Raw genomic sequence first — 14361 nt, 5'->3', positions numbered from 1 at the left:
GGGCCCTTCCGGCCCCGGCGAGACCCGGCCGCAGCGGCCGGGCGAGAACCCTGACCGACCCGCAAGTGGAGCACCGTGAAACGCCTGAGCTGGCCCCGTCGGATGCCGATCGACCCGTACGTGCTGCTGCTGCTCGGGACGGTGTGTCTCGCCGCGCTCCTCCCCGCCCGGGGCACGGCCGCCGACGTGGCCTCCGGCGCCTCCACGGCCGCGATCGCCTTCCTCTTCTTCCTCTACGGCGCCCGGCTCTCCACCCGCGAGGCCGTCGACGGGCTGCGCCACTGGCGGCTCCACGTCACGGTCCTGGTCTGCACCTTCGTGGTCTTCCCGGTGCTGGGGCTGGCCGCCCGCGGCCTGGTGCCGGTGCTGCTCACCCATCCGCTCTACCAGGGCCTGCTCTTCCTGACCCTGGTGCCCTCCACCATCCAGTCGTCGATCGCGTTCACCTCGATCGCCCGGGGCAACGTGCCCGCCGCGATCTGCGCCGGTTCCTTCTCCTCGCTCGTCGGCATCGTGCTGACCCCGCTGCTCGCCGCCGCGCTGCTCGGCAACAGCGGCGGCGGGTTCTCCGCGGACTCGATCGTCAAGATCGTGCTCCAGCTGCTGGTGCCGTTCGTCGCCGGGCAGCTGCTGCGCCCCTGGATCGGCGAGTTCGTGAAACGGCACAAGAAGGTCCTCGGTCTGGTGGACCGCGGCTCCATCCTGCTCGTCGTCTACACCGCGTTCAGCGAGGGCATGGTCAAGGGCATCTGGCACCAGGTCAGCGCGGTGCGGCTGGGCGGACTGCTCCTGGTGGAGGCCGTACTGCTCGCGGTGATGCTCCTGCTGACCTGGTACGGCGCCAAGGCGCTCGGCTTCGGGCGCGGGGACCGTATCGCCATCCAGTTCGCCGGGTCGAAGAAGTCCCTCGCCTCGGGGCTGCCCATGGCCAGCGTGCTGTTCGGTGCCCACGCCTCGCTGGCCGTGCTGCCGCTGATGCTCTTCCACCAGATGCAGCTCATGGTGTGCGCGGTCATCGCCAAGCGCCGCGCCCACGACCCGGAGGCCCCGGAGGAGGCCGCACCCCCGGCCGCCCCGACGGCGCGGTCACGGCAGGCGGCCGTCACCGGGCCGCCCGCCCGCTGAATCCCGGTCACGGGCGCAGCCCGCTGAACCCGGTCACGGGCGCAGGACGACCTTGCCCAGGTTGGCCCGTGACTCGATGACCTCGTGGGCCCGCGCCGCGTCCGCCAGCGCGAACTCCGCGTGCACGGCCGGCCGTACCGCTCCCTGCGCGAACAGGCGCCACAGTTCCTGACGCCAGGCCTCGTACCGGGCCGGCTGCTCGCGGGCGATCAGGGCCATCTGGAAACCGGTCACCGACTTGGCGCCGACCAGCAGGTCGTACGCCTGGATCGTGCCGCCGCCCGAGCTGTACGCCACCAGCCGGCCGCCGGGCGCCAGCGCGGCGAGGGCCGGGGTGAGCAGCTCGCCGCCGACCGCGTCGAGGGCGTAGTCGGCCGGGGTGCCCCAGTCCTCGTCGGCGTACGCCACCACCGCGTCGGCGCCCAGGGAGCGGACGAAGGCGGCCTTCGCCGGGTCGGAGACGGCGGCCACGACCCGGCCCGCTCCCCGGGCACGGGCCAGCTGGACGGCGAGGTGGCCGGCCCCGCTCGCGGCGGCCGTGACGAGGGCGGTCTCACCCGGTTCGGGACGGGCCGCGGCGAGCGCGCCGAGGGCGACCAGGCCACCGCGGACCAGGGCGACCGCCTCGACGGCGGACGCGGTCCCGGGCACGGCGGAGGCCATCGCCTCGTGCAGGACGGCGTAGTCGGCGTACCCGTGGCCGAAGCACAGGCCCGTGACCCGGTCACCGGTGCGGAAGCGGGTGACTCCCGGGCCGACGGCCGCCACCGCACCGGCGATCTCGCCGCCCAGTGCGATCGGCTCCGCCGCCTCGGAGACCTTGCGGACCACCGGCAGCGTGACCCCGACCGCCTCGCAGCGGACCAGCAGCTCACCGGGGCCGGGCTCGGGGACCGGGGCCTCCTCCAGGAACAGGGGGCCGCCGGTGGACTCGTACCGGACGCGACGCATCGCACCTCCGTGAAGCAGCAGATTCATGGGGAGTCCCAACGATAGGCGAAGTCGTGGGTGAGTCCAACGATTTTTCGTTGGGAAAGCCAATGGATCCTTGGCTACGCTGCCCCCATGGCCGAAGCCCCCCTCCCCGCCATCCGCGCCCTGCCCAGCTGGCTGCTCGGGCGGGCCGCCGCCCGTGGCCGGGCCCTCGTCGCCGCGGCGCTCGCCGAGCACGGCATGCGGATGTGGCACCACGTGGTCCTCTCCGCCGTACGCGACCTCGCCCCCGTGGCCCAGGCCGACCTCGGCCGGTCCGTCGGACTGGACCCCAAGGACCTGGTCGGCGTCCTGAACGACCTCCAGTCCGCCGCGCTCGTGGTGCGCGCACCCGACCCCGCGGACCGCCGCAAGAACGCGGTCTCCCTCACCGACGAGGGCGGCCGCCTGCTCGCCCGCTGCGAAGAGGCGGCCCGCGCGGCCAACGACACCCTGCTCGCCCCGCTGTCGGCCGCCGAACGTGACCAGTTCACGGGCCTGTTGATCCGGATTTCCGGTACGGACGGCTCATGACGGCTAACGTTCCGTCATGACCGCACCCCTGGCGCTCGACCCGACGCGCACCGCCCTTGTCCTCGTCGACCTGATGGACCGCATCGTCGCGCTGCCCCTGGAGCCCCGCAAGGGCACCGAAGTCCTGCACACCGCCGAGGAGCTGGCCGCCGCCTTCCGCACGGCCGGCGCCCCCGTCGTCCTCATCCGGGTCGAGCGCCCCTCGCTCGCCGAGCAGCCGCCGGGCAGCGCGCTGGTGGCGGGGCTGAGGAAGGAAGGCGACGTGGAGATCGTGAAGCGTACGATCGGCGGCTTCCAGGGCACCGACCTCGACGCCACGCTGCGCCGGCTCGGCATCACCCGGCTGGTGTTCGGCGGTATCGCCACCAACCTCGGTGTCGAGTCCACCGCCCGCGCCGCCGCCGACCTCGGCTACGACCTCGTCTTCGTCGAGGACGCCATGGCCGCCCTCACGGCCCCCGAGCACGACGCGTCCGTGCGGCTCGACTTCCCGCGCCTGGGCACGGTGGTGACCGCCGCCGACGTCCGCCTCACCCGCGACTGACCGCTCAGACCAGCGTCCCGCCGCCGTCCACGACCACCACCGAACCGGTGCTGTACCCGCCGCGCATCAGATACAGGTACGCCTCCGCCACATCCGCCGGCTCGCCGACCCGTCCCACCGGCAGCGATCCGGCGGAGGCCCGGAACAGCCCCTCCCGGTCGGCCTCCGGCAGTTCCCGCCACAGCTCGGTCCGTACGATCCCCGGCGAGACGACGTTCACCCGCAGCGGCGCCAGTTCCACGGCCAGCGCCCGGGTCAGCGACTCCATCGCCCCGCACAGCGCCGACGCCACGCTCGAACCGGGCAGCGGCCTGCGTCCGGCCGTACCCGTGGTCAGCACCACCGACCCGCCGGGGCGGATCGACCCGACGCCGTGCTTCACCGCCGTGTACGCCCCCCACAGCCGGGTGTCCAGGAAACTCCGGGCCGCCGCCAGGTCCGTGGCGGCCACGGTCTCCAGCAGCAGTGCGTCACCCGCCGTGTACACCAGGTGGTCGTAGGGGCCGACGCCCGCGAAGAAGCCGCGTACCGCCTCCTCGTCCCCGGCGTCCAGCACCCCGCCCTCGGCGCCCTCGGGCAGCACCTTCAGCGCCGCGTCCACGTTCTCCTGCCGGCGCGAGGCGACGACCACCCGCGCGCCCTCCCGCGCGGCGCCCTCGGCGACCGCGAGCCCGATGCCCGACGTGCCCCCGACGACGACGACACGCTGTCCCTGCAGATCCATGGCGGATCCCCTCTTCCGAAAACTTCCGGTGCGAACCCGTTCGGTGCGTACCGTTCGGCCCGAACCGTCGGTGCGAGCCGTTGGAGTGAGCCGCTGATGTGCGGTCGGTTCAAGGCTGCGGCCCCACCGCACCGCACGTCCAAGACCTCTTCCGGCGTCGGCGATACCCTGAAGGCATCGCCGGTGTCGCAGAGAGGTGCGGTCATGGACCTGGACCTGCGCAAGGTCCGCTACTTCGTGGCGGTCGCCGAACTCCTCCACTTCGGCCGGGCCGCCGAGCGGCTGCACATCGCCCAGCCCGTCCTCAGCCGCCAGATCCGCGCCCTGGAGAAGGACTTGGGGGCCGAGCTGTTCGTACGCGACAGCCACGGCGTGACGTTGACCGGCGCCGGGAGTCAATTCCTCGAGGACGCCCGGCCCTTGCTGGCCGCCGCCGACGGCGCCCGGCGCCGCGCCGCCCAGGCCGCGCGCGGCAGGCGGCGGCTGGTCGTCGGCTTCCGCGCCGGTGTCGTCGTCACCCGGGCCCTGCGCGCCTTCACCGCCGAGCACCCGGACATCGAGGCCAACGCCCGCCGGGTCGAGTGGGACGACCAGGAGCAGCTGATCCTCGACGGCACCGTCGACATCGCCTACGTACGGCAGCCGATCCGGCCGGACGGACTCGAACTGCGCCCCCTGTACAGCGAGCCCCGGGTCGCCATGCTCCCGGACCGGCACCGGCTCGCCGGGAAACAGGAGATCTCACTCGCCGACCTCGCCGGCGAGCAGTGGATCCGCTACAACGACCCCCGCCCCGGTGACCTGCCGCTGCGCACCATCGAGGAGAAGTTCGAGTGCGTGGCCGCGGGCGTCGCCATCACGATGGTGCCGCGCTCGGCCGCCGAGCAGTACTCCCGCCCGGACATCGTCTACGTCCCCGTCGTCGACGCCGAACCCGACCGGGTGCTGCTGGCCTGGGCGGCGGGCCGCCGCTCCCCGCTGGTCGCCGCGTTCGCCGCGGCCGCGGTGGCCGTCGCGGCGGACGACTGAGGCGGGGCCCCTGCGGCGCAGGGGGCGCTCCCCGCCGGTCGGGGCCCCGCCGCCGTGACGCGGGGAACCGGTCAGCCCTGGGCGGCCGCGGCCCGCAGAGCGATGCGGTCCTCGCCCGCGTACACGTTCATGTTGCTGCCCCGCAGGAAGCCGACCAGGGTCAGACCGGTCTCCGCCGCCAGGTCCACCGCCAGCGACGACGGCGCCGAGACCGCCGCGAGCACCGGGACGCCCGCCATCACGGCCTTCTGCGCCAGCTCGAAGGAGGCCCGCCCGGAGACCAGCAGGATGGTGCGGGACAACGGCAGCTCGCCGTTCTGCAGGGCCCGCCCGACCAGTTTGTCCACCGCGTTGTGCCGGCCCACGTCCTCCCGGACGTCCAGCAGCTCCCCGCCCTCCGTGAACAGGGCCGCCGCGTGCAGCCCCCCGGTCCTGTCGAACACCCGCTGCGCCGCGCGGAGCCGGTCGGGGAGGCTCGCGAGCAGTTCGGGCGCCACCCGGACCGGGGGAGTGTCGGCTATCGGCCAGCGAGTCGTCGTACGCACCGCGTCGAGGCTCGCCTTGCCGCACAGTCCGCAGGACGAGGACGTGTACACGTTCCGTTCGAGCGTGAAGTCGGGGAGTTCGACGCCCGGGGTGGTGCGCACGTCGACCACGTTGTACGTGTTGGAGCCGTCGGCCGTCGCACCCGCGCAGTAGACGATGTTCTGCAGGTCGCCGGCGTCCGCCAGGACACCCTCGCTCACCAGGAAACCGGCCGCCAGCGCGAAGTCGTCGCCGGGCGTGCGCATCGTGATCGCCAGGGGTTTCCCGTTGAGCCTGATCTCCAGCGGTTCCTCGGCGACGAGCGTGTCCGGCCGGGCGGAGACCGCTCCGTCGCGGATCCGGATGACCTTGCGTCGTTCCGTGACTCGTCCCATGTCCTGATCAGCCCCGGTTCTGTACGTGCTGGTAGCCGAAACGGCCCTTGATGCAGAGATTGCCGTGGGTCACCGGGTTGTCGTGCGGCGAGGTGACCTTGACTATCTCATTGTCCTGCACATGGAGCGTGAGGTTGCAGCCCACACCGCAGTACGCGCACACGGTGGTGGTCTCCGTCTGCCGCGACTCGTCCCAGGTACCCGCCGCCCGCATGTCGAACTCCGACTTGGACGACAGCGCCCCGGTGGGGCACACCTCCACGCAGTTCCCGCAGTACACACACGCCGATTCGGTCAGCGGGGCGTCGTGCTCGACGGCGATCCGGGCGTCGAAGCCCCGCCCGGCCACGGAGATGGCGAAACTGTTCTGCCACTGGTCGCCGCAGGCGTCCACACACTTGTAGCAGAGGATGCACTTGCCGTAGTCGCGCACGTACAGCTCGTTGTCGACCCTGGGTTCCTCGTCGACGCGGGCCGCGCCGGGCCCGAAGCGGTCCGGTTTCGCCTCGTACTCCTTGATCCAGTCGGCGACCCGGGGCGTCGTCGACAGGTCCACCGAGGACGCCAGCAGCTCCAGCACGATCCTGCGGCTGTGCCGGACACGTTCGGTGCCGGTCCGGACCACCATCCCCGGCTCCGCCCGGCGCGAGCAGGCGGGCACCAGGGTCCGGGACCCCTCCACCTCCACCACGCACACCCGGCAGGCGTTCTTCGGGCGCAGGGTGTCGCCCTCGCACAGGGTCGGGACGTCCGTCCCGGCCGCCCGGCAGGCGTCCAGGATGGTGGCACCCTCCGGGACCCGCGCCGGCTCCCCGTCGATCGTGAACTCCAGCAGCCGGCGCGGTATCCCCAGCGGTGTGACGGTCATGCGTACGCCCCCAGACGGTCGATGGCGGACTCCACGGCGTTCCAGGCGGTCTGGCCGAGACCGCAGATCGAGGCGTCCCGCATGGCCCGGCCGACCTCGCGCAACAGCGTGATGTCGGAGGCCGCCCCGGCGCCGGTCCGCGCCACGATCCGGTGCAGTGCCTCCTCCTGCCGGACCGTACCGATCCGGCAGGGCACGCACTGTCCGCAGGACTCGTCCCGGAAGAACTCGGCGATGCGCAGCAGCAGCCGGGGGAGCGGCACGCTGCCGTCGAAGGCCATGACCACGCCCGAGCCGAGGGTGGTGCCCGCCTCGCGGGTGCCCTCGAAGGTGAGCGGGATGGCGAGCTCGTCCGGCCGTACGAAGCCGCCGGCCGCCCCGCCCAGCAGGATCGCCCGCAACTCACCCCTGGCCCCGACCAGTTCGAGCAGCTCTCCGAGGGTGGCGCCGAACGGGAGCTCGTAGGCACCGGGCCGGTCGACGCTTCCCGACACGCAGAACAGCTTGGGGCCGGTGGACTTCGCCGTCCCGATCGCCGCGTACGCCGGGGCGCCCATGGTCAGGATCGGCAGGACGTTGACCAGCGTCTCCACGTTGTTCTCGACCGTCGGCCTCCCGAACAGCCCCTTCTCCACCGGGAACGGCGGCTTCGAACGCGGCTCGCCCCGGTACCCCTCGATGGAGTTGAACAGGGCCGTCTCCTCACCGCAGATGTACGCCCCGGCACCGCGCCGGATCTCGATGTCGAAGGCGAAGCCCTGACCGAGGACGTCGTCGCCGAGGAAGCCACGGGCGCGCGCCTGCTCGACCGCGTGCCGGATCCGCCGGGTCGCCCGCGGGTACTCACCGCGGATGTAGAGGAACCCACGGTGCGCGCCGATCGCGTACCCCGCGATCGTCATCGCCTCGACCAGCGCGTACGGGTCGCCCTCCATCAGCACCCGGTCCTTGAAGGTGCCCGGCTCCGATTCGTCGGCGTTGCAGACCAGGTGGTGCGGACGGTCCGGCTGGGCCGCCGTCGCCTGCCACTTGCGGCCGGTGGGGAAGGCGGCACCGCCGCGCCCGACCAGACCGGAGTCGGTCACCTCGCGGATGACCCCGGCGGGGCCGAGGGCGAAGGCGCGGCGCAGGGCCGTGTAGCCGCCGTGGGCGCGGTAGTCGTCGAGGGACGCGGGGTCGACCACGCCCACCCGCCGCAACAGGACCAGGCCCTCCTGTCCGGCCTGGGGTACGGCCGCCGCGGCCCGCGGTTCCTCCGGGGCCGAGTCCGGTGCGGTGGCCGCGAGGACGGCCGTCCCGGGCGTCGCCGGGGCGGACACGGCGGTACGCACCGGATCCCCCGCCCGGATCGCGAGGACGGCCGGGGCCCGCTCGCACAGCCCGAGACAGGGACTGCGCTCGACCCTGACGCCGCCGCCCACTCCCGCGCCGCACCCCTGCCCGCTGTCGCCGCCCTCTCCTGTGCCCGGGTTCTCCTCTGTGCCCAGGTTCTCCTTCGTGCCGGCGAGCAGTTCGGCCGCTCCCGCCGTCGTGCACGCCAGGTCCGTGCAGACGTGCAGGACGGTCGCCGGGCGCGGCTTCACGGAGAACATGGAGTAGAAGGTGGCGACCCCGTACGCCTCGGCCGGCGGGACCGTCAGCCGGCGGCACAGGTAGCCGAGGGCGCCCTCGCTGATCCAGCCGATCCGGTCGTTGAGCGCGTGCAGCCCCGGCAACAGCAGGTCGCGGCGGTCCCGGGCCTCCCGCCCGCCCCGCGCCCACCGCAGGTCCGCGTCCGAGCGGTCCGCGCCCTCCCACGAGGACTCGGGAGGGCCCAGCAGGGCGTCCACGGCGGCCCGTTCGTCGTCGGTCGGCTTGCTGTCGCCGAAGTGCAGGTCCACTTGCGTCACCTCACGATGGTCGCGACCGGGAGCTTGTCGATGCGGATCGCCGACGCCTTGAACTCCGCCGTCCCCGCGATCGGGCAGTTGGCCTCGATGGTCAGCTGGTTGGTGTCCACCTCGTCGGGAAAGTGCATGGTCATGAAGGCGAGGCCGGGCCGCAGCGCGGGGTCGATCCAGACCGGTGCCACCACCGCGCCCCGCCGCGAGGAGACCCGCACCTCCTCGCCGACGGCCACCCCGTACCGCTCGGCGTCCTCCGGGCACAGCTCCAGGTACTCGCCGCGCCGCAACGGGGAGGCGTAACCGCCGCTCTGCACACCGGTGTTGTACGAGTCGAGGCGCCGTCCCGTGGTGAGCCGGAGCGGGTACTCCTCGTCGGTGAGGTCGACCGGCGGGTCGTGCCGGACCAGACCGAAGGGGGCCGGGGCCCCGCGCTCCGCCGGATCCCTCTCCCACAACCTGCCGTGCAGGTAGGGCGGTTCGAGACGGTCGGTGCTGGGGCAGGGCCACTGGATGCCGTGCTGCTCGGTGAGCCGCTGGTACGTCATCCCGTAGTGGTCCGGGGAGACCGACCTCAGTTCGTTCCAGACGGCCTCCGCGTCGGCGTACTTCCAGTCGTGGCCGAGCCGGGCCGCCAGTTCGCAGATGATGTCGATGTCCTCACGGGCCGCGCCGGGCGGGGTCACCGCCCGGCGCACCCGCTGCACCCGGCGCTCGCTGTTGGTCGTGGTGCCCTCGGTCTCCGCCCAGCCGGCGGTCGCGGGCAGGACGACGTCGGCCAGTTCGGCCGTTCGCGTGAGGAAGATGTCCTGGACGACGAGGAAGTCCAGGGCCCGCAGCCGTCGTACCGCCTGCTCGCTGTCGGCCTCCGACTGGGCCGGGTTCTCGCCGATGCAGTAGACCGCCTTCAGCGTGCCCTCCTCCATCGCCTCGAACATCTCGGTGAGGTTCAGCCCGTAGTGCGGCTGGATGACCGTGTCCCAGGCCGACTCGAACTTCAGCCGGACGCCGGGGTCGAGGATGTCCTGGAAGCCGGGCAGGCGGTTCGGGATCGCGCCCATGTCGCCGCCGCCCTGCACGTTGTTCTGGCCGCGCAGCGGCTGCAACCCGGCGCCGTACCGGCCGACCTGGCCGGTGAGGAGGGAGAGGTTGATCAGCGCGCGGACGTTGTCGGTGCCGTTGTGGTGCTCGGTGATGCCGAGCGTCCAGCACAGCTGGGCGCGCTCGGCGCGGGCGTAGGCGTGCGCCAACTCCCGTATCGCACGCGCCGGAACGCCCGTGACCTTCTCCGCGAGCGACAGCGTCCACGGCTCGACGAGCGCCCGGTACTCCGCGAAACCGGTGGTCGCCCGCTCGACGAACGCCTCGTTGACGAGGCCCGCGTGGATGATCTCTCGTCCGATCGCGTGCGCCATCGGGATGTCGGTGCCGACGTTCAGCCCGAGCCAGCTCTCCGCCCACTCGGCGGTGGAGGTGCGGCGCGGGTCGACCGCGTACATCCGGGCGCCGTTCCTGATCCCCTTCAGCACGTGCTGGAAGAAGATCGGGTGCGCGAAGCGGGCGTTGGAGCCCCACATCACGATGACGTCGGTGTGCTCGATCTCCTCGTACGAGGACGTGCCGCCGCCGGAGCCGAAGGCGGCGGAGAGACCGGCGACGCTCGGGGCGTGGCAGGTCCGGTTGCAGGAGTCGACGTTGTTGGTGCCCATCACCACCCGGGCGAACTTCTGTGCCACGTAGTTCATCTCGTTGGTGGCGCGGGCGCAGGAGAACATGCCGAACGCGCCGCGGGCCGCCGCCAGACCGCGGGCCGCCCGGTCCAGGGCCTCCTCCCAGCTCGCCTGCCGGAACGGCTCGTCGCGGGAGTCCCTGATCAGCGGCTGGGTGAGCCGGGTGTACGTCCTGTGCTGCCGTTTCCTCATGCGGCGCTCCTCAGCGCGAGCAGGTCCGAGATGGCGTGCACGGTGCGCAGGGTGGGCACCTGGACGCCGGTGATCTCCGCCAGTTCGACGACGGCCGCGAGCAGCACGTCGAGCTCCAGCGGCTTGCCGCGCTCCAGATCCTGGAGGGTGGAGGTGCGGTGGTCGCCGACCTTCTCGGCGCCCGCGAGCCGGCGTTCGATGGAGACGCCGACCTCGCAGCCGAGCGCCTCGGCGACGTCGAGCGTCTCGCGCATCATGATCTCGATGACCCGCCGGGTGCCGCCGTGCAGGCACATCTGCCGCATGGTGGCGCGGGCCAGCGCGCTGATCGGGTTGAAGGAGATGTTGCCGAGCAGCTTGAGCCAGATGTCGTTGCGCAGGTCCGGCTCCACCGGGCACTTCAGCCCGCCGGCCTGCATGGCCTCGCCGAACCGCAGACAGCGGGCGGACACGGAGCGGTCGGGCTCGCCGATCGAGAACCTGGTGCCCTCCAGGTGCCGTACCACCCCGGGTCCTTCGAGTTCGGTCGCCGCGTAGACCACGCAGCCGACGGCCCGTTCGGGGGCGAGTACGGCGCTGACCGCGCCGCCCGGGTCGACGCTCTCGACGCGGTGGCCGTCGTACGGGCCGCCGTGCCGGTGGAAGTACCACCAGGGGATGCCGTTCTGGGCCGCTACCACCGCCGTGCGTTCGTGCAGCAGCGGCTCGATCAGCGGCCCGCACGCCGCGTACGCGTTGGCCTTCAGGCCCAGGAAGACGTAGTCGACCGGGCCGACCTCGGCCGGGTCGTCGGTGGTGTGGGCGTGCGCGGTGAAGTCGCCGCGCGGGCTCAGCACCCGTACTCCGTACTGCCTCATGGCCGCCAGGTGGGGTCCACGGGCGATGAGGTGCACGTCGGCGCCCGCGCGGTGGAGCGCGGCACCGACATAGGCGCCGATCGCACCGGCGCCGAGGACTGCGACTTTCACGGAACACTCCGTTCGGTTTGAGGGATACCGCGGAGGCGGCCGACGGGCGGCCGAATCGTGTCGACGAAATATTGTCTACAGTATGGACTTCGGGTCGACAAGGGTCCCGACGATGACCGTTCGGCGCATTCTGGATACCGCTCACCGCATACGATCGAACCGTCGGGTTCTCAACCACCGTGCGGGGCCGTACCGTCCGGGTCTCATGAGCAGCCCCCCTGTGGCACCGCCGGGCTGGAGCCGCTGGCTCGTCCCGCCCGCCGCCCTCGCCGTCCACCTCTCCATCGGCCAGGCCTACGCCTGGAGCGTGTTCAAGCCGCCGCTCGAAGCCGCGCTGAACCTGAGCGGCACCGAGAGCGCGCTGCCCTTCCAGCTCGCGATCGTGATGCTCGGGCTGTCGGCCGCGTTCGGCGGCACCCTCGTCGAGCGCAACGGACCGCGCTGGGCCATGACGGTGGCCCTGATCTGCTTCTCCTCCGGTTTCCTGATCTCCGCGCTCGGCGCCGAGACGAAGCAGTTCTGGCTGATCGTCCTCGGCTACGGCTTCGTCGGCGGCATCGGCCTCGGCATCGGCTACATCTCACCCGTCTCCACACTGATCAAGTGGTTCCCGGACCGGCCCGGCATGGCCACCGGCATCGCCATCATGGGCTTCGGCGGCGGCGCGCTGATCGCCTCGCCCTGGTCCGCGCAGATGCTCTCGTCCTTCGGCAGTGACAACGATGGCATCGCGCTGGCCTTCCTGGTGCACGGTCTCTCGTACGCCGTGTTCATGACCCTCGGGGTGCTGCTGATCCGCGTCCCGCGCACCGAGAAGCCCGTCGTGGACGCGCCGAGCGCCTTCGAGGGCGTGCAGGTCTCCGCGAACAACGCGATCCGCACCCCGCAGTTCTGGTGCCTGTGGGTCGTGCTCTGCATGAACGTGACCGCGGGCATCGGCATCCTGGAGAAGGCCGCCCCGATGATCACGGACTTCTTCGCCGAGAGCTCCACCCCGGTGTCGGTCTCCGCGGCGGCCGGGTTCGTCGCGCTGCTGTCCGCCGCCAACATGGCGGGCCGCATCGGCTGGTCGTCCACCTCCGACCTGATCGGCCGCAAGAACATCTACCGCGTCTACCTCGGCGTCGGCGCCCTGATGTACCTGCTCATCGCCCTTTTCGGGGACTCCTCCAAGCCGCTGTTCATCCTCTGCGCGCTGGTGATCCTCTCCTTCTACGGCGGCGGCTTCGCGACCGTCCCCGCCTACCTGAAGGACCTGTTCGGCACCTACCAGGTCGGCGCCATCCACGGCCGGCTGCTCACCGCCTGGTCCACGGCCGGCGTGCTCGGGCCGCTGATCGTCAACTGGATCGCCGACCACCAGAAGGACGCCGGCAAGCACGGCTCCGACCTGTACACCCTGTCCTTCGGCATCATGATCGGGCTGCTCGTCGTCGGCTTCGTCGCCAACGAACTCGTCCGGCCCGTCAACGCCCGCCACCACATCCCCGCACCGAGGGAGGCAGTCGATGTCGAACGACAGCAGCCGGCCTGAGCCCGACCGCCGCTGGCTGATCGCCGTGGCCTGGCTCTGGGTGGGCGCGCCCTTCGCCTACGGCGTGTACGAACTCGTACAGAAGGCGACACAGCTGTTCAACGGCTGAAGCGGAAGCATGTCCGGGCGCCCGGGAGTCTGCAAGAAGCCGACAACTCGGGCGCCCGTTTCCTGTGGCCTTACGTGCCGTCGTACCCGTGAGTCACTGAACAGACTGGTGGGCCCACACCGAGGCAACGAGGGGGACCCACCACCCATGAACGGCTCGCGCATCGCCGCCGTCGGCCACTACCAGCCCGCGAAGGTGCTCACCAACGAGGACCTGGCGGGCATGGTCGACACCAGTGACGAGTGGATCCGCAGCCGGGTGGGCATCGACACCCGGCACATCGCGGGCCCCGACGAACCCGTCGACGAGCTGGCCGCGCACGCTGCGGCCAAGGCCCTCGCCGCCGCCGGCCTCACCCCCGCGGACATCGACCTGGTCCTGGTCGCCACCTCCACCGCGATCGACCGCTCCCCGAACATGGCGGCACGGGTCGCCGCCCGGCTGGGGATCCCGGGGCCCGCCGCGATGGACGTCAACGTGGTCTGCGCCGGCTTCACGCACGCGCTCGCCACCGCCGACCACACGGTCCGGGCGGGCGCCGCGACCCGTGCGCTGGTGATCGGCGCCGACAAGATGTCCGAGGTGACGGACTGGACCGACCGTACGACCTGTGTGCTGGTCGGCGACGGGGCGGGCGCGGCCGTGGTCGAGGCGTGCGGGCCGGGCGAGGAGGCCGGGATCGGGCCGGTGCTGTGGGGATCCGTCCCCGAGATGGGCCACGCCGTGCGCATCGAGGGCACCCCGCCACGGTTCGCCCAGGAGGGCCAGAGCGTCTACCGCTGGGCCACCACCCAGCTGCCGACCATCGCCCGGCGCGCCTGCGAGAAGGCCGGGATCGCCCCCGCCGACCTGGCGGCCGTCGTCCTGCACCAGGCCAACCTGCGGATCATCGAGCCGCTCGCGCAGAAGATCGGAGCGGTGAACGCGGTCGTCGCGCGGGACGTCACCGAGTCCGGCAACACGTCGGCGGCCAGCATCCCGCTGGCCCTTTCCAAGCTGGTCGAACGAGGCAGCGTCTCGGACGGCGACCCCGTCCTGCTGTTCGGCTTCGGCGGCAACCTGTCGTACGCCGGTCAGGTCGTGCGCTGCCCCTGAGGCCCGGCCGAGGGGCGCGCGCCGCTGTGTGAGGCGCCCGACTCCCGCTTCCCCTGGCATTCGCGCACCGTAGACTGTAGACGAAAGACAATCGATACTGAGTGTCCGCGTGTACGGGTGTCTGCCGAAGGGGG

At 72.2% G+C, this 14361-nt stretch carries 14 protein-coding genes; 7 read left to right on the top strand and 7 right to left on the bottom strand.

The genetic code is table 11. The features are described from left to right. Positions 1-102: 102 nt before the first annotated feature. The gene (locus tag MB828_RS01395; RefSeq protein ID WP_301646687.1) at positions 103-1125 is read left to right on the top strand and encodes a bile acid:sodium symporter family protein; all 1023 of its coding nucleotides are present in this window, start codon (positions 103-105) and stop codon (positions 1123-1125) included. A gap of 33 nt (positions 1126-1158) precedes the next feature. On the opposite strand, the gene MB828_RS01390 is transcribed toward MB828_RS01395, so the two are convergent. Then, positions 1159-2076 carry a quinone oxidoreductase family protein gene (locus tag MB828_RS01390; protein ID WP_301646573.1) on the bottom strand — a complete coding sequence of 306 codons (918 nt, stop codon included), beginning with the start codon at positions 2074-2076 and terminating at the stop codon, positions 1159-1161. 114 nt (positions 2077-2190) lie between these two features. Here MB828_RS01390 and MB828_RS01385 point away from each other — a divergent pair, with 114 nt between their 5' ends. Next, on the top strand, positions 2191-2631 hold the full coding sequence (locus tag MB828_RS01385; protein WP_301646572.1) for a MarR family winged helix-turn-helix transcriptional regulator: 441 nt from the start codon (positions 2191-2193) through the stop codon (positions 2629-2631). A 16-nt stretch (positions 2632-2647) separates the two neighbouring features. After that, positions 2648-3175, top strand: coding sequence for an isochorismatase family protein (locus MB828_RS01380; RefSeq protein ID WP_301646571.1), 528 nt, complete (start codon positions 2648-2650; stop codon positions 3173-3175). 4 nt (positions 3176-3179) lie between these two features. Here MB828_RS01380 and MB828_RS01375 read toward each other — a convergent pair whose 3' ends face one another. Continuing rightward, positions 3180-3899, bottom strand: coding sequence for an SDR family oxidoreductase (locus MB828_RS01375; RefSeq protein ID WP_301646570.1), 720 nt, complete (start codon positions 3897-3899; stop codon positions 3180-3182). Between the two features lie 204 nt (positions 3900-4103). On the opposite strand from MB828_RS01375, the gene MB828_RS01370 reads away from it, so the two are divergent. Beyond that, a complete protein-coding gene (locus tag MB828_RS01370; protein ID WP_301646569.1) occupies positions 4104-4928 on the top strand; it encodes a LysR family transcriptional regulator in 825 nt (274 codons plus the stop codon). A gap of 71 nt (positions 4929-4999) precedes the next feature. Here the strand turns inward: MB828_RS01370 and fdhD are convergent, their stop codons facing one another. Genes fdhD through MB828_RS01345 form a run of 5 tightly spaced genes read right to left on the bottom strand, consistent with a single transcriptional unit; the run spans position 5000 to position 11489 of the window. Beyond that, positions 5000-5848 (bottom strand): formate dehydrogenase accessory sulfurtransferase FdhD, encoded by an 849-nt coding sequence (fdhD, locus tag MB828_RS01365; protein WP_301646568.1) that lies wholly within the window; start codon positions 5846-5848, stop codon positions 5000-5002. Positions 5849-5855: 7 nt separating this feature from the next. After that, positions 5856-6716 carry a 2Fe-2S iron-sulfur cluster-binding protein gene (locus MB828_RS01360; RefSeq protein WP_301646567.1) on the bottom strand — a complete coding sequence of 287 codons (861 nt, stop codon included), beginning with the start codon at positions 6714-6716 and terminating at the stop codon, positions 5856-5858. Next, on the bottom strand, positions 6713-8596 hold the full coding sequence (locus tag MB828_RS01355) for an NADH-ubiquinone oxidoreductase-F iron-sulfur binding region domain-containing protein (protein ID WP_301646686.1): 1884 nt from the start codon (positions 8594-8596) through the stop codon (positions 6713-6715). The genes MB828_RS01360 and MB828_RS01355 overlap by 4 nt, the downstream gene beginning before the upstream one ends. A 5-nt stretch (positions 8597-8601) precedes the next feature. Then, the gene (locus MB828_RS01350; RefSeq protein ID WP_301646566.1) at positions 8602-10521 is read right to left on the bottom strand and encodes a molybdopterin oxidoreductase family protein; all 1920 of its coding nucleotides are present in this window, start codon (positions 10519-10521) and stop codon (positions 8602-8604) included. Beyond that, complete coding sequence (locus MB828_RS01345; protein WP_301646565.1) at positions 10518-11489, bottom strand: 2-dehydropantoate 2-reductase; 972 nt, start codon at positions 11487-11489, stop codon at positions 10518-10520. Before MB828_RS01345 ends, MB828_RS01350 begins: the two co-directional genes overlap by 4 nt. Before the next feature lie 205 nt (positions 11490-11694). On the opposite strand from MB828_RS01345, the gene MB828_RS01340 reads away from it, so the two are divergent. From MB828_RS01340 to MB828_RS01330, 3 genes are all read left to right on the top strand, one after another. Then, positions 11695-13023 (top strand): OFA family MFS transporter, encoded by a 1329-nt coding sequence (locus MB828_RS01340; protein ID WP_133026179.1) that lies wholly within the window; start codon positions 11695-11697, stop codon positions 13021-13023. Continuing rightward, complete coding sequence (locus MB828_RS01335) at positions 12998-13132, top strand: MFS transporter small subunit (protein WP_268239940.1); 135 nt, start codon at positions 12998-13000, stop codon at positions 13130-13132. Before MB828_RS01340 ends, MB828_RS01335 begins: the two co-directional genes overlap by 26 nt. 147 nt (positions 13133-13279) lie before the next feature. After that, the gene (locus tag MB828_RS01330; RefSeq protein ID WP_301646564.1) at positions 13280-14227 is read left to right on the top strand and encodes a beta-ketoacyl-ACP synthase III; all 948 of its coding nucleotides are present in this window, start codon (positions 13280-13282) and stop codon (positions 14225-14227) included. The last annotated feature ends 134 nt before the right edge of the window (positions 14228-14361 follow it).

Source organism: Streptomyces arenae (assembly GCF_022343545.1).
GTDB lineage: Bacteria > Actinomycetota > Actinomycetes > Streptomycetales > Streptomycetaceae > Streptomyces > Streptomyces humi.
The sequence above is the reverse complement of the archived record's forward strand: the minus strand, read 5'-3'. Positions and strand labels throughout refer to the sequence as shown.

What these genes read in the sequence shown, in the direction of transcription:
- MB828_RS01330 (WP_301646564.1), top strand. Translation starts at nt 13,280, where the DNA reads ATGAACGGCTCGCGCATCGCCGCCGTCGGCCACTACCAGCCCGCGAAG.
- MB828_RS01335 (WP_268239940.1), top strand. Translation starts at nt 12,998, where the DNA reads ATGTCGAACGACAGCAGCCGGCCTGAGCCCGACCGCCGCTGGCTGATC.
- MB828_RS01360 (WP_301646567.1), bottom strand. Translation starts at nt 6,716, where the DNA reads ATGACCGTCACACCGCTGGGGATACCGCGCCGGCTGCTGGAGTTCACG.
- MB828_RS01385 (WP_301646572.1), top strand. Translation starts at nt 2,191, where the DNA reads ATGGCCGAAGCCCCCCTCCCCGCCATCCGCGCCCTGCCCAGCTGGCTG.
- fdhD (WP_301646568.1), bottom strand. Translation starts at nt 5,848, where the DNA reads ATGGGACGAGTCACGGAACGACGCAAGGTCATCCGGATCCGCGACGGA.
- MB828_RS01380 (WP_301646571.1), top strand. Translation starts at nt 2,648, where the DNA reads ATGACCGCACCCCTGGCGCTCGACCCGACGCGCACCGCCCTTGTCCTC.
- MB828_RS01390 (WP_301646573.1), bottom strand. Translation starts at nt 2,076, where the DNA reads ATGCGTCGCGTCCGGTACGAGTCCACCGGCGGCCCCCTGTTCCTGGAG.
- MB828_RS01395 (WP_301646687.1), top strand. Translation starts at nt 103, where the DNA reads ATGCCGATCGACCCGTACGTGCTGCTGCTGCTCGGGACGGTGTGTCTC.
- MB828_RS01370 (WP_301646569.1), top strand. Translation starts at nt 4,104, where the DNA reads ATGGACCTGGACCTGCGCAAGGTCCGCTACTTCGTGGCGGTCGCCGAA.
- MB828_RS01340 (WP_133026179.1), top strand. Translation starts at nt 11,695, where the DNA reads ATGAGCAGCCCCCCTGTGGCACCGCCGGGCTGGAGCCGCTGGCTCGTC.
- MB828_RS01350 (WP_301646566.1), bottom strand. Translation starts at nt 10,521, where the DNA reads ATGAGGAAACGGCAGCACAGGACGTACACCCGGCTCACCCAGCCGCTG.
- MB828_RS01375 (WP_301646570.1), bottom strand. Translation starts at nt 3,899, where the DNA reads ATGGATCTGCAGGGACAGCGTGTCGTCGTCGTCGGGGGCACGTCGGGC.